The following is a 12879-nucleotide window of genomic DNA, read 5'->3' as shown; positions in this document are numbered from 1 at the left end:
AGCAGCAAGGACGTCAGGCGCGCACGGCGCTGATCACGGTGTCCAGGAGGCTGCCCAGCGGCCGGGAGCCGTTGCCGCGGGTCCACTCGGTGGCAGCGACGTCCAGGCAGGCAAGAGCCGACGCGACGAGGGCGCGCGCTCGCAGTTCCCGTGTCTCGTCGGCGCCGCCGAGACGCTGTGTCACGTGCGGGATGAGGAGTCGCTGCCAGTGCAGCTGCTTGTTGAGCAGCGCTGTGCGCAGGGCGGGTGTGTCCGCCAGCATCGTCGCTCTGCGCAGGCCGAGTTCTTCGCCCTCCAGTGCCTCGACGCATACCTGGAGGGCATTCCTCAACGCGGTCCAGGCGGTCCGGTCCTCGGGCTGGCTCTCCAGGGCGTCCGCCACGCCGTGACCCAGTTCGATCAGGCCGCCGATCACCATGTCTTCCTTGGTGTCGAAGTACCGGAAGACGCTCCGGGGAGACATCCCCACCGCGGCGGCGATCTGGTTGACCGTGGTCTGCTCGAAGCCTTGTTCGAGAAAAAGGTCCAGCGCCTTCGCCGCGATCTCGGCCCTGACGGCCTGCCGTGTGACGTTCCGCAGCCCCGCGACCGGCTCCTTCTTCCCGTTGCTGACGACCATGCCGCGATCATATCCCGCGTCGATTGACAGTCGATGACAGCTTTGACAGTCACTGACATGTCTTCGTAGGGTGGAACCGCCATCGAGTCGACCGCCGGGTCGGTCCTCGCCGTCCGCTGTTCGCACAGGGATTCCCATGCCTCTCTTCAGCACACCCTTCGACGCCTCATCGACCACCCACGACGTTCTGGCGAACGTCGATCTGTCGGGCCGACGCGCGATCGTCACCGGGGCCACCTCGGGTCTCGGGACGGAGACCGCCCGTGCCCTGGCCCAGGCGGGGGCCGAGGTCACCATGGCCGTCCGCAACGAGGAGGCCGGGCGCGAGACCGCCACGCGGATCCGGCAGGAGACGGGCGGGACGGTCGAGGTCTCGCCTGTGGATCTGGCCGACCAGACCTCCGTCACGGCGTTCGTCCGGGCGTGGGAGGGGCCGCTGCACATCCTCGTGAACAACGCGGGAATCATGGCTGCACCCGAGCAGTACACCCCCGAGGGCTGGGAGCTGCATTTCGCGACCAACCACCTCGGCCACTTCGCCCTGGCCAACGGCCTCCATGACGCGCTCGCGGCGGCGCGGGGCGCGCGCGTCGTGTCCGTCACCTCGGCCCTGCACCTGGCATCGCCGATGGTCTTCGACGACATCAACTTCACATTCCGGCCGTACTACCCGTTCATGGCGTACGCCCAGTCCAAGACCGCCAACGTGCTCTTCACCGTAGCGGCGGCGCGGCGGTGGGCCGCCGACGGAATCACCGTGAACGCGGCCATGCCCGGCTACATCCTGACGAACCTTCAACAGCACCTGTCCGACGAGGCCATGGTCGGCATGACCCGCTTCCGCGTGTCCGATCCCGTTCCCGCGGAGCAAGGTGCGGCGACCACGGTCATGCTGGCCGGATCCCCCCTGCTGAACGGAGTGTCAGGACGCTACTTCGAGGACTGCAACGAGGCTCCGGTAGTCCATGACAGCAGCGGCTGGATCACCGGAGTGGCCCCCTGGGCCCTGGACCCGGCCAACGCGGAGCGGCTGTGGGAGATGTCCGGCGCCATGCTCGCCGCCGCGGCGCGCTGACCGCCGGCAACGGGCCGACCCGCCGCTCCGCACGGCACCGTGCCCGGCCCCACCGGCGTGTGACGGGACTTCCGCCGGAGCGCCGCCCTGACCTCCGGACCGGTCACGACGTGAACTACCCGCTCGGCACGACCACGTACTGCCGCAGACAGAGGTCGCGGAAGGTCAACGGGCCGCGAGTGCCGGGCACCCGGTCGAAATTGATGCCGGTCTCCAGCAGCCGGATCAGTTTTTTGAACCCGTCCAGCAGCCGCACTTCACGGGCCCCCACAGCCGAGCGCCCCCGAAAGGCCGCGACAAGCGTCGATCGCCCGGCGCGACGGGCTTCGATCGCCCAGTGCGACAGCCAGTCACCCAGGCCGCCAGGAACAGCACCGTTCCAGCCTTGACAGCTCACCTTCCGCCAGTGTTTCCTGCAAGTGGGTTGGCAATTCCAACCCACTCACTCCGCTCCAGAAACGAGGACGACATGGCCTTTGCGTCAGACCAGGCCGACACGTTCAGCGTGGTAGGGAACCTGGCCACATACGCCTACCGCGACTTCGGCAAGCGCAGCCAGACGCCGCCGCTCGTGCTGCTTCAGCGCTTCCGCGGCACCATGGACCACTGGGACCCGGCCTTTCTCGAGCCACTGGCCGCGCAGCGCCGCGTGATCCTCTTCGACAGCGCCGGCGTCAGTGAGAGCAGCGGCAGGGTCCCCGCCACGATCGAGGCCATGGCTGACGCCGCCGTCGACTTCCTGGAGGCGATCGGGGTGACGGAAGCCGACCTGCTCGGCTGGTCACTCGGCGGATTCGTCGCCCAGGTCGTGGCGCTGGACCGGCCCGACCTCGTCCGTCGGCTGATCGTCGCGGGCAGCGGGCCCGGCGGGGTGCCGGGCTCGGCAGAGCTCGACCCCCGCGTACCGGCCATGATGACGGCCGAGGTCAGCACGGAAGACGACTTCCTGTACCTCTTCTTCGGCGAGAATGAAGAGTCCCAGCAGATCGGCAGGGAGTCACTCGCTCGCCTGGAACCGCGGCTGAGCACTTCGAAGGCCGAGGTCACGGCCGAGGCATGGGGCAACCAGCTGGCAGCGATCATGCGCTGGGGCAGCGGGGAGCGCTCAGCGTGGTCGCGCCTGGAGGAACTGAAGATGCCCGTGCTCCTCGCCAACGGCGCGCACGACGTCATGGTCGACTCGGGTGACTCGTTCGCCATGGCACGACGGATGGAGAACGCAACCGCCGTCTTCTACGGAGATTCCGGACACGGCTTCCTCTTTCAGCGCCCTGACGAGTTCGCCCGCGTCGTCCTCGACTTCCTCGGCGACTGACCGACTTCGCGTAACGACGCCACACCACAAAGGAGTGTCTCCCCATGACTGAATCCCGAGTCGCACTGGTCACCGGCGCAGGTCAGGGAATCGGGCGGGCCATCGCACTGCGGCTGGCCAGTGACGGTTTCGACGTTGCCATCAGCGATCTGCCGCGGGCCGAGGAGTCCGCGTTCACCCTGCGCAAGGACATCGAAGCGCTGGGGCGCCGCGCAACGTTCGCCCCCGCGGACGTGTCGAAGGCCGCCGACGTGTCTGCCATGGTCGCGACCGTCGTGTCAGATCTGGGCCGCCTCGACGTGACCGTCGCCAACGCCGGTGTGGCGAAGATGGAACCCCTCCTGGACACAACCCCGGAGTCCTGGGACCTCACCTTCGCCGTCAACACCAGAGGCGTCTTCCTGACCTGGCAGGCCGCGGCCAGGCAGTACATCGCACAGGGCCACGGCGGCAAGCTCATCGGTGCCGCGTCCCAGGCGGCCTATCGGGCGGCCGGGGCACTCCCGGCGTACTCCGCCAGCAAGTGGGCGGTGCGCGGCCTCACACAGGCGGCGGCCCAGGAATTCGCGCCGCACGGGATCAAGGTGAACTCTTACGCCCCCGGCATCGTGGACACGCCGCTGTGGAGGGAGGTGCCGGAGGTGTTCGAGGCACTGGTGGCGACCATCCCGCTCGGCCGGGCACAGCAGCCGACCGATGTCGCCGACCTGGTGTCCTTCTTCGCCTCCCCCGCCGCCGACTACATGACGGGACAGACCGTAATCATGGACGGCGGCATGATCTTCTCCTGAAAGACAGCGCGTTTCACAAGGGAGTGAGACATGACCTCCAACGAACCAACCGTCGAGGACGTACTCCGGCAGATCGCCGCGCTCGAGACTGACCAGGGTTTCGCCGTGAACGGCGACATCTCCCTACGCTACCGGGCCTACGGGTCCGGTCCGGCGATCCTGTTGCAGCACGGGTTCCCCGACACCGAACTCACCTTCCTGCATCAGATCCTGGACTTGGCGCGCGATCACCTCGTGATCACACCGACACTGCGCGGTTATCCACCGAGTTCTGTGCCGAACGACACGGCGCGCTACACGATCCCGGAGCTGAGCACAGACATCACCGCCGTGCTCGACCACCTCGGTATCGACCGCGCCGTCGTCGCCGGACACGACTGGGGCGGCGTGGTGGCCCAGGCCCACGCGCTGACCCAGCCCGACCGGGTGAACAGCCTGATCCTCCTCAACTCGCCGGTGCTCCAGCCCTTCATCGAACTCGTCAACAGCGACGAGGAACAGCAGGAGCTGTCGGCGTACACCATTCCCTACCTGGAGTACGAGGAGGGCGACGACAAGAATATCGACTACGTCGTCCGGAACATTCGCGATCTCCAGTGGCGGGACAGGGTCGCAGATTATCTCAAGCAGTCGCCCATGCACGGAATGCTCAGCTACTACAAGGCGGGCTACCCGAGACCCCCGTACGGAGCGCCGCCGTCCGAGAACCGGTCGGCGTTCGTCTACCAGGTACCCACGTTGATCCTGTGGGGGCTGGACGATTCGTACTTCTCGCTGCGGCACCTGAGCGACCTGTGGAACTGGTTCACTCTGTCGTATCGGTTCGTCTCCGTACCCGGCGCCGGGCACTGGGTGCACCAGGACGCACCGGCGAAGGTCAACCGCGAGATCAGGTCGTGGCTGACCGCATAGTCACACCGGGATTGCACACTCGGCTCTGTGGCGGCGCACAGGGCGCGCCGCCACAGGCTGACAACGAAGGGCAGGCGCCTTTTCTCCATGCCGTTCCGCGGGACGGCTCCCACGGCGGCGGAGCCCTTGCCGCCTGCGTGAACTGTCCCCGCCGGCACAACACGGCGGACGAGGTCGGGCCGGTCCTGCGCGACGACTTGGGCGACCGTGCCGCGCAGCGAGTAGCCGAGCAGATCCCCGGGGCCCACTCCTCGTCGTCGGCGGCCACGCGCCCGGCGAGCCCAGGCCGTTCTACCAGCCGACCGTCATCACCGACGTGCCCGACGACGCAGAGATCGTCCGGGAGGAGATCTTCGGCCCGGTAGCCGCCATCATCCCGTTCGACACCGATGACGAGGCGATCTCGGCAGCGAACGACGCCGAATACCGAGCAGAGCGGCCTGGTCCGCGAAGGGGGCCGTGCCGGGCGCTCGGCGGCCAAACCGGTTCGCCTCGCCGTACTCGGACCTCCTCGGCATCGGGCATGACCAGCGCGTGACGCCTTACGCTCTGCCTATCCGGGCCGCGATCCTTGTCGGCGCCTCCACCGCGGCCCAGCGCAGGGCGCGACGTACTGATGATGCTCGTACCACCCCGCACATCACGCCGCACATGTCACTCACCCGCGTCTCAACCACCAGTGAGGACCACCCGTGAACGGCCAGCCTCAGCGCGTCGCTCTTATGACGCGTCCCACCCCGATCGAGCCCGCTCCCCGCTTGGCTGAAGCCATCGGCCTGCGACCGGGCGACCTCTGGATCAAACGCGATGATCTCGTCGGCCTCGGCGGCGGCGGCAACAAGCTCCGCAAGCTTGAGTACACCGCGGGGCTCGCTCACCGCGACGGCGCCGACACCCTGGTCACGACCGGTGCTCCACAGAGCAACCACGCCCGCCTCACCGCGGCTGTCGCGGCCAAGCTCGGGATGAGGGCCGTGCTCGTCTTTCCCGGTGGCCCCGGTGAGTCGTCATCGGGCAATCTGGTTCTCGACGGTCTGCTCGGTGCCCGCATCGTCTGGAGCGGCGACCTTGAGGCCCATGTCCTCGCCCGGGCCGCCGAGGACGTCGCCACTGCACTGCGCGCCGATGGTGCCCGCCCGGCGCTCATCCCCTTCGGCGGATCCAGCACCATCGGCGCGCAGGGATACGTCGACTGTGCGGAGGAACTTCTCGGGCAGGTACCCGATCTGGCGCAGGTAATTGTCGCTGTCGGATCAGGCGGGACGATGGCAGGACTCGTCGCCCGTCTGGGCGTGGAGCGCGTCCTCGGAGTCGACGTAGGGGCGCGGCCGAACCCGGCCGAGGCGGTTGCCGCCTTCGCTGGTCCGCTCGCCCGGACGCCGATCACAGCAGAGGCACTTCAGATCCACGACCAGACCGGCGCCGGCTACGGGACCTACACCGATGAGGCCGCCGACGCCTTGGTCATGACGGCACGTACGGAGGGCGTCATCCTCGATCCCACGTACACGGGCCGAGCCATGGCGGGGCTTATCGCAGCCGTCAAGGACGGTGACATCAGTCGCGGGCAGACCACGGTCTTCGTCCACACCGGCGGGTTGCCGGGCTTGTTCGGGCATTCTGCGGCTGTCGCCCATGCCGAGAGTCTCCTTTGAACCGCGCGCCGCGGTTCCACCTGGCCAGGCGATGCTCTCCGCCGCATGCTTGTCGCTCTACGGATGAAGATGTGCGCTAAACCATTCAAGTGCGCCCATGCTGGCCGGCTCGAACTGGCTGGTGTAGGGATCGAAATGGCCGCCGGGAACAAGGATGAGCTTCTTCGGCTCAAGGGCACTTTCGTACGCCTCAAGGCACACATCGGTCACTGTGAGGTAGTCGGCCTCGGCCACGATCATGAGTAGAGGGGTAGGCGAGACGCGACCGATGAACAGGCCGGGCTCGTACATGCGGGCCATCCTGGTGGAGCGCACCGTCACCAGGTTCTCCCACACTCCGTCGGGCAGCTTCTGCAGGTAGAAATCGACGGCATCGCGCGAGTAGTACGACGCCCGAACCGACGGATCGACGCTGACAATCCTCTGGTAGTGGACCGGTTCTCCGCGCGAAGCGCTGCGCTCCTCTTCCGCGAAGTCCTCCTCCAGCGCCGGAACCAGGTGCGGCGGCACGCGTCGCAGCGCCTGCCGATACCCGCTGATGTTCGGCACCTGGGCGACCACAGCCTTCAGACGACGGTCAGTGGCCCCCAGGACGATCGCATGTCCACCGCCATAACTGCTGCCCCACACGCCAATGCGACTGCCGACGACTTCGGGCTGGGCTTCCAGGAAAGAGATCGCCCGGCGCCAGTCCTCGACCTGCGTCCATGGGTTGACGTCCTGCCTGGGCTCGCCGTCGCTGGCGCCGAACGTTCGATGGTCGTGCAGCAGCACCGCGAACCCGGCATCGGCGAACCCTTGCGCGAACGCCTCCAGCGCGTGCTCCTTCACTCCGGCGTAGCCATGCGCCATGGAGATCGCCGGGTACGGACCCCGGCCGTCCGGCACGTAGTACCAGCCGCGGAGTGTGACACCGCCCTCGGCTGTGAATGCGACATCTCGTCTCTCGACCATCTTCCGTCCTCATTTCCGCAACTGGAACACCAGCAGATGCTGAACGTGCGCCCATTCCGTGGCACAGGCAGCGACACTAGCAGTGTCGTACATAAGTGACAACGCTTAGCATCTGTCGTATTGACGCGTGCACCTCAACTCAACGACTCTCGAACAGCTCTGGCGAAGTAACAGGCAATAAGCCTATGCTCATGTACGGTCGAGCGGCGGCGCGGGCCAACGGGGACAGCCGGGCCCCTGGCGCATGGGCGTCGCCCTCAGAGTCGTACATTCAAGGGAGAGTGGCGTGATCATCGATACGGCGGACCTCGACGCAAAGTCGAGCTACAAACTTCTCATCGGCAGCGTCCTGCCGCGGGCAATCGCGTGGGTCAGCAGCCGATCGGCGCAGGGGGTCGGCAACATCGCCCCCGTGTCGTTCTTCACCGTCGTCGGACGGCTCCCACCGGTGGTGTCCATCTCCCTCCAGCCTCGCTCCGACGAAGTGACCCTCAAGGACACCTTCGTCAACATCCGAGACACCGGCGAATTCGTGGTCAACATGGCATCGATCGGCCAGGCCCACGAAGTACACCGTTCCGCCTTCGAGTTCGACACGGAAGTGGACGAGTTCGAGGCACTCGGCCTGAAGAAGGCCGACAGCGAAGTCGTGTCGGCACCCCGTATCGCCGGTGCTCCCATCGCTCTGGAATGCGTGGTCGACCGAATCATCCCGATGCCCCCACTCCCCGACCACGTCGTGTGGGGGCGGGTGGAACGCATTCACATCCGCGATGATCTGTACCTGCCCGGCGGGCGCGTCGACGTCGGCGCGCTCGGCGTCATCGGACGCCTCGCCGCCGAGTACTCACTCGTGGACAACATCTTCACGACGCCGCTGCCTGACGAACTCGTCGAGCGGCTCCTAGTCACACGCAGTGCCCGCCTGGACGAACGCCCCTCTGACTACTCACCGATCGACACGGCCGATTGGTCGCCTTCCGGATCGACGACGGGATCGAAATGACCACGGAAATCCTGCCCAATGGCATTCCTGTCACCCGTAACGGTGTGCCGGCCCCCGGCGTCCCCACGCTGCTGCTCGTCCATGGCTTCCTCGACGACGCCACCGTCTGGGACGGTTTCGTCGAGGCTTTGGGCGGGGCGGTGGCGACGGTACGGCTCGATCTGCCAGGATCGGGCGCCCGCGCCGTCACACCGGTGGCTCCGGACGATCTGAGCCTTGACCTGTTCGCCGAGGATGTGGCCGCCGTCATCGACGCAATCGAGGGACCGTTTGTTCTGGTCGGTCAGAGCATGGGCACGCAGGTCGTCGAACTCGCTGCCATCGCCCGCCCCAAGAGAGTCGTCGGCATCGTCCTGCTCACTCCCGTGCCGCTGGGCGGAACGCGGTTGCCCGACCAAGTCGTCGCCCCCTTCCGCACGCTGGGCGGGGCCCTGGAGGCCCAACTCGCTGCTCGCAGCCAGTTGTCCCCCAACCTGAGTCGTGAAGCGCTGGACCATCTCGGCCGCGTCGGCATGCTCGTGACCGCACCGGTGGTGGCCCGGTACGTCGCCATGTGGAACAACGGCATCGACAAAGCGTCAAGCACCAGCGATTACCCGGGCCCCGTACTCATCGTCCGTGGCGACAGCGACAAGTTCGTGACGGAAGAGCTGGTCACGGATGCCATCGCACCCCGTTTTCCCGGTGCGGACATCACGACGATCCCCGGCGGGGGTCATTGGCTGCATGTGGAGAGCCCCAAGGTCGTAGCGGACCAGATCCTCGGCTTCCTCGGCAGCACGACCACTGACGACGCCGCCTCCAGCTGGCGCAGCGGATTCTCCGAGATGTCCACGAGTGCGTTCGCCGAAGGTTTCGCCGAGGACGTCGTCCTTGAGGCCAGCGTCCTTGTCCGTCCGATCGTCGGCAGGGCACTGGTCGCGCCGACTCTGGCCACCGCAAGTGGGATCTACGAGTCCCTGGAGTTCACGGCCCAGACGACGGACGTCTCGACAACCTACCTCCAGTGGGCAGCCGTCGCGTTCGGCGGTTTGCCGTTCTCTGGGATCACCATTCTGGAGAAGAACACGGACGGCAAAGTGGTGCGGGCGGCAATTCACCATCGGCCCCTTGGTGCGGTGCTGCGCTTCAGCGCCGAACTTCGCGACCGGCTGAACGGCATCGTTCCCGCCGAGCACTTCTACGGCGGCGAGCCGGACGTCGTCTGAACACCCGCTTGGGGCGCCCGCGCACGAAGACAACCGGGCACCGCCCAGTCCTTGACGAACCAGCCCATACAACACTGAATCGAATGGAACATCCCCTATGAGCCATATACACGTCGTCATCGACGATCGCGTCGCCGAGATCGTCCTCGACAACCCTCCGCAGAACCGTATCGGTGATCAGCTGTCGGACGATCTACTCACTGCCGTCGAGCAGGCCGAGTCTTCCGGGGCACGTGCGATCCTCCTGCGCGCGGAAGGAAGTGACTTCAGCTTCGGTGGCGACATCGTCCCCTGGCCCGATCTCGACGTCCGTCGGCTGCGAACACTCCTTGAGCGATACATGTTCACGTTCAACCGGTTCGAGCAGGTTCCCCTTCCCGTGGTCGCGGCGGTGAACGGGCTCTGCTTCGGTGGTGGTTTCGAACTCGCCCTGCGTTCCGACGTGATCTTCGCCGGCGAAGGTGCTCGGTTCGGTCATTCGGAGCAGACCATCGGCATCGTCACCCTGCTGGGCGGGATTTACCGGTCGGCCGCCCGCGCCGGACGGGCCCGGGCCTTCGAGTGGGCCCTCACCTCGGAGCAGGTGCCCGCGAGCACCATGGCCCAGGCGGGGATCGTCAATCATGTCGTACCCGACGACGAGGTGGTTGGTACGGCCCGCGAGTTCGCGCACAAGCTGGCCGCGGGACCGACCCGGGCACATGCGGCGCACAAGGCTCTGCTGCGTGTCTGGGAGACCGCTGGGGCCAAGGCGGCGGACGACGCGATGTTCGACATCGCCCTGCCGCTCTTCGAGTCCAAGGACGTGGCGATCGGACTTCCGTCCGCGGTCGCCGCCCTGCAGGCGGGCTTGCCGCGTCCGGCCATCGACTTCACCGGCGAGTAGTCCGGACCTCCGGCATCGGGGAACCGACGGGCGCCCCGCGCGATCTCGTTGTCACAGGTGTAGGAGTTAGGCTCTTACACTGGGTAGAGGTGAGACTTCACCGCTACGGCATGAGGAGGACGAGATGACTGCGGCGGTGCAATGGCCTGCCTCCGTTCGCTATCAGGACGCCACGAACGTCGCTCCAGGCGGTCTGGGCTTCGTGCAGGACCTGCTGAACACCGCCAGTCAAGGCAAGCCGCGACAACCTGACCTGCTGGAGGCGGTGGCCACGGCGCAGGAGTGGCTCGATCTGTCCCTCGCAGTCGTCAACGGCATCGACCCGGACTGCGCTCCGGAGCCCAAAACGGTGACGCTGGACGCTCGCGGTCTTCGGTCTCTGCGGTCACTGCGCGATCGCATCCGCACCGCACTCACCGCCACGACTGCAGAGGATGGGCCGGCTTCGGTCGCCCTTCCTCCCGTCGAGACAACGGCGGCCGTCAGGCTGGACTCGGACGGCGCTCGGCTGCGGCCACGCGGGAAGGGCGTCGAACTCGTCCGCTCGTACGCCCTCATTCAGCTGACTGCCGCCTCTTACGCCGACACGATGCGCCGGCTGAAGGTCTGCGCGAACCCCCGCTGCCGCGGTGCGTTCTACGACCGGTCGAAGAACTGCTCCCGCATCTGGCACGACGTGGCCACCTGCGGCAACGCCCAGAACGTCCGGGTCTACCGCGCGCGCCTGAAGGCACGCGCGGTGGCCCCGTCCTCAGACTGACTTCGCCTCGTCAGGGTCGCGTCGGGACGTCGCGGGCGGGGCGGTCCCAGTGATCAAGCCGTCAGGGACGTCGGGCTCTTCCCTCCAACATGCCTGCGAGCAGTCCCAGTCCACTGGGGCACCTATGCGCACCGGTCCAGCGAGGAAACACACTCTAGGCCCAATGCCGTTGCTTTAGCTCGCGGGAGTACGCTGCTGTGCAGTGCTCCCGGGGGTGATTCAGGTGTCTGCGAGTGTCGGGGAGTTATCGGGGTTAGGCCTGCTGACCTGGGTCTATCCACCTGGTCTGGTGGATCGTGTGGTGGCCGCTTGTGGCCGTGCGGAGCATCGCAGACGCCTGCTGCCGGCCCGGCTGGTGGTGTACTTCGTGCTCGCACTGGCCCTGTTCTCGCCGGCGCCGTATCTGGACGTGATGCGTCACCTGGTCGAGGGCCTGCGAGGCCAGGGCCTGCTGGGCGACTGGCACGTGCCGGCGAAGTCGTCGCTGTTCCGGGCCCGGCAGCGGCTGGGATCGGAGCCGCTGCGGGTGCTGTTTGCCACGACTGCGAAGCCGATGGGCACCGAGGCCACCCCGGGCTGCTTCTGGCGGGGGCTGCGGCTGCTGGCGGTGGACGGCACCTGCTGGGATGTGGCCGACAGTGCGGCCAACGAGGCGGCCTTCGGCCGCCCCGGAAATGGCCGCGGCCCCGACAAGTCCGGCTTTCCCCAGGTGCGGATGGCCTGCCTGATCGAGGTGGGCACCCATCTCGTGCTGGACGCGGAACTGGCCGGCTGCCGCACCGGCGAAGTCACCCTGGTCAGCCGCCTGCCCCGCTCCTGCCAAGAGGGCCAACTCATCCTGGCCGACCGGGAGTTCCTCGGCGTGCCACTGTGGCGGGCCTTCACCACCAGCGGTGCTCAGCTGTTGTGGCGGGTGCCCGCCAACCGCGTCCTGCCCGTCGACCGGCTGCTGCGGGACGGATCCTGGCTCTCCCGCATTCATGCGGGCACCGATCCCGCGCACCGTGATCCGGTCACGGTGCGGGTGCTGGCCTACCAGCTCAACGGCACCGGCCGCGGGGGTGAGGACTACCGGCTGGTGACCACCCTGCTCGACGCCCGCCGGTATCCCGCCCGCCAGCTGGCCGCGCTCTACCAAGAACGGTGGGAGGCCGAAGCCGTCTTCGCCGAGCTCAAGACCCACCAACGCGGCTCCCGCATCGTGCTCAGCAGCAAGACCCCCGACGGCGTCCTGCAGCAGATCTGGGCACATCTGCTGGTCCACCACGCGTTGCGCGAACTGATGGTCAGAACCGCCGCCACCCGGGACCTGGATCCCGACCGGGTCTCCTTCACCGAAACCCTGCGCTCCGCCCGGCGCAGCGTGACCCTCACACCGGGCAGCTTTTCCCCCTGAGCTGCTGGTCAGAGCCCTCGTCCTGCTCCAGCACGACCTGCTCGAACGCCTCCTGCCCGCCAGACGGCTGCGCAGCCAGCCCCGTGTCGTCAAGCGCAAGATGTCCAACTACCGGCTCAAACGGGCCGAACACCACAGTTGGCCACAGCCCACCCACACCGGCACCCGAGCAGTCCGCATCAAGCGACCCCAACCCGCAACCACCTAAGTGCGTTGTGGCAAACCGGATCTTGTTCGAGCGGCAGCGGGTGGTCGTCTGGACTGAGGTTCGGGTGCGGTCGCGGGCATGAGAGAACGGGCCC

At 67.2% G+C, this 12879-nt stretch carries 15 protein-coding genes; 11 read left to right on the top strand and 4 right to left on the bottom strand.

The window, feature by feature from the left end; translation table 11 throughout:
• Positions 1-13: 13 nt before the first annotated feature.
• The gene (locus ACIRPX_RS42375) at positions 14-619 is read right to left on the bottom strand and encodes a TetR/AcrR family transcriptional regulator (RefSeq protein ID WP_404205451.1); all 606 of its coding nucleotides are present in this window, start codon (positions 617-619) and stop codon (positions 14-16) included.
• 136 nt (positions 620-755) lie between these two features.
• On the opposite strand from ACIRPX_RS42375, the gene ACIRPX_RS42370 reads away from it, so the two are divergent.
• Positions 756-1694: an SDR family NAD(P)-dependent oxidoreductase gene (locus ACIRPX_RS42370; RefSeq protein WP_404205450.1), complete on the top strand. Its 939-nt coding sequence runs from the start codon at positions 756-758 to the stop codon at positions 1692-1694.
• A 115-nt stretch (positions 1695-1809) separates the two neighbouring features.
• On the opposite strand, the gene ACIRPX_RS42365 is transcribed toward ACIRPX_RS42370, so the two are convergent.
• Positions 1810-2091, bottom strand: coding sequence for a hypothetical protein (locus tag ACIRPX_RS42365; RefSeq protein ID WP_404205449.1), 282 nt, complete (start codon positions 2089-2091; stop codon positions 1810-1812).
• Between the two features lie 72 nt (positions 2092-2163).
• Here ACIRPX_RS42365 and ACIRPX_RS42360 point away from each other — a divergent pair, with 72 nt between their 5' ends.
• From ACIRPX_RS42360 to ACIRPX_RS42340, 5 genes are all read left to right on the top strand, one after another.
• Positions 2164-3009 carry an alpha/beta fold hydrolase gene (locus ACIRPX_RS42360; RefSeq protein ID WP_404205448.1) on the top strand — a complete coding sequence of 282 codons (846 nt, stop codon included), beginning with the start codon at positions 2164-2166 and terminating at the stop codon, positions 3007-3009.
• Between the two features lie 44 nt (positions 3010-3053).
• Positions 3054-3800, top strand: a complete 747-nt coding sequence (locus ACIRPX_RS42355) for an SDR family oxidoreductase (protein ID WP_404205447.1) — start codon at positions 3054-3056, stop codon at positions 3798-3800.
• A gap of 30 nt (positions 3801-3830) precedes the next feature.
• Positions 3831-4712: an alpha/beta fold hydrolase gene (locus ACIRPX_RS42350; RefSeq protein ID WP_404205446.1), complete on the top strand. Its 882-nt coding sequence runs from the start codon at positions 3831-3833 to the stop codon at positions 4710-4712.
• 133 nt (positions 4713-4845) lie between these two features.
• Positions 4846-5250: an aldehyde dehydrogenase family protein gene (locus ACIRPX_RS42345; RefSeq protein ID WP_404205479.1), complete on the top strand. Its 405-nt coding sequence runs from the start codon at positions 4846-4848 to the stop codon at positions 5248-5250.
• Positions 5251-5434: 184 nt separating this feature from the next.
• On the top strand, positions 5435-6367 hold the full coding sequence (locus ACIRPX_RS42340; RefSeq protein WP_404205478.1) for a D-cysteine desulfhydrase family protein: 933 nt from the start codon (positions 5435-5437) through the stop codon (positions 6365-6367).
• Positions 6368-6424: 57 nt separating this feature from the next.
• Here the strand turns inward: ACIRPX_RS42340 and ACIRPX_RS42335 are convergent, their stop codons facing one another.
• Positions 6425-7321: an alpha/beta hydrolase gene (locus ACIRPX_RS42335; protein ID WP_404205445.1), complete on the bottom strand. Its 897-nt coding sequence runs from the start codon at positions 7319-7321 to the stop codon at positions 6425-6427.
• A 286-nt stretch (positions 7322-7607) separates the two neighbouring features.
• Here ACIRPX_RS42335 and ACIRPX_RS42330 point away from each other — a divergent pair, with 286 nt between their 5' ends.
• The 5 genes from ACIRPX_RS42330 (at position 7608) to ACIRPX_RS42310 (ending at position 12577) form a co-directional block, all read left to right on the top strand.
• Complete coding sequence (locus ACIRPX_RS42330; protein WP_404205443.1) at positions 7608-8327, top strand: flavin reductase family protein; 720 nt, start codon at positions 7608-7610, stop codon at positions 8325-8327.
• Positions 8324-9535: an alpha/beta fold hydrolase gene (locus ACIRPX_RS42325; protein ID WP_404205442.1), complete on the top strand. Its 1212-nt coding sequence runs from the start codon at positions 8324-8326 to the stop codon at positions 9533-9535. Before ACIRPX_RS42330 ends, ACIRPX_RS42325 begins: the two co-directional genes overlap by 4 nt.
• A 97-nt stretch (positions 9536-9632) precedes the next feature.
• A complete protein-coding gene (locus ACIRPX_RS42320; RefSeq protein WP_404205441.1) occupies positions 9633-10421 on the top strand; it encodes an enoyl-CoA hydratase/isomerase family protein in 789 nt (262 codons plus the stop codon).
• A 124-nt stretch (positions 10422-10545) separates the two neighbouring features.
• Positions 10546-11181 carry a CGNR zinc finger domain-containing protein gene (locus tag ACIRPX_RS42315; RefSeq protein WP_404205440.1) on the top strand — a complete coding sequence of 212 codons (636 nt, stop codon included), beginning with the start codon at positions 10546-10548 and terminating at the stop codon, positions 11179-11181.
• A 202-nt stretch (positions 11182-11383) separates the two neighbouring features.
• On the top strand, positions 11384-12577 hold the full coding sequence (locus tag ACIRPX_RS42310) for an IS4 family transposase (RefSeq protein WP_404205439.1): 1194 nt from the start codon (positions 11384-11386) through the stop codon (positions 12575-12577).
• On the opposite strand, the gene ACIRPX_RS42305 is transcribed toward ACIRPX_RS42310, so the two are convergent.
• Positions 12552-12879, bottom strand: a 328-nt coding sequence (locus tag ACIRPX_RS42305) for a hypothetical protein (RefSeq protein WP_404205438.1), incomplete at its 5' end; no start/stop codon positions are given. The genes ACIRPX_RS42310 and ACIRPX_RS42305 overlap by 26 nt on opposite strands.

It is taken from the genome of Streptomyces sp. NPDC101225, from assembly GCF_044767585.1.
Taxonomy (GTDB): Bacteria; Actinomycetota; Actinomycetes; order Streptomycetales; family Streptomycetaceae; genus Streptomyces.
This window is presented reverse-complemented; position numbering and strand designations above follow the sequence as displayed.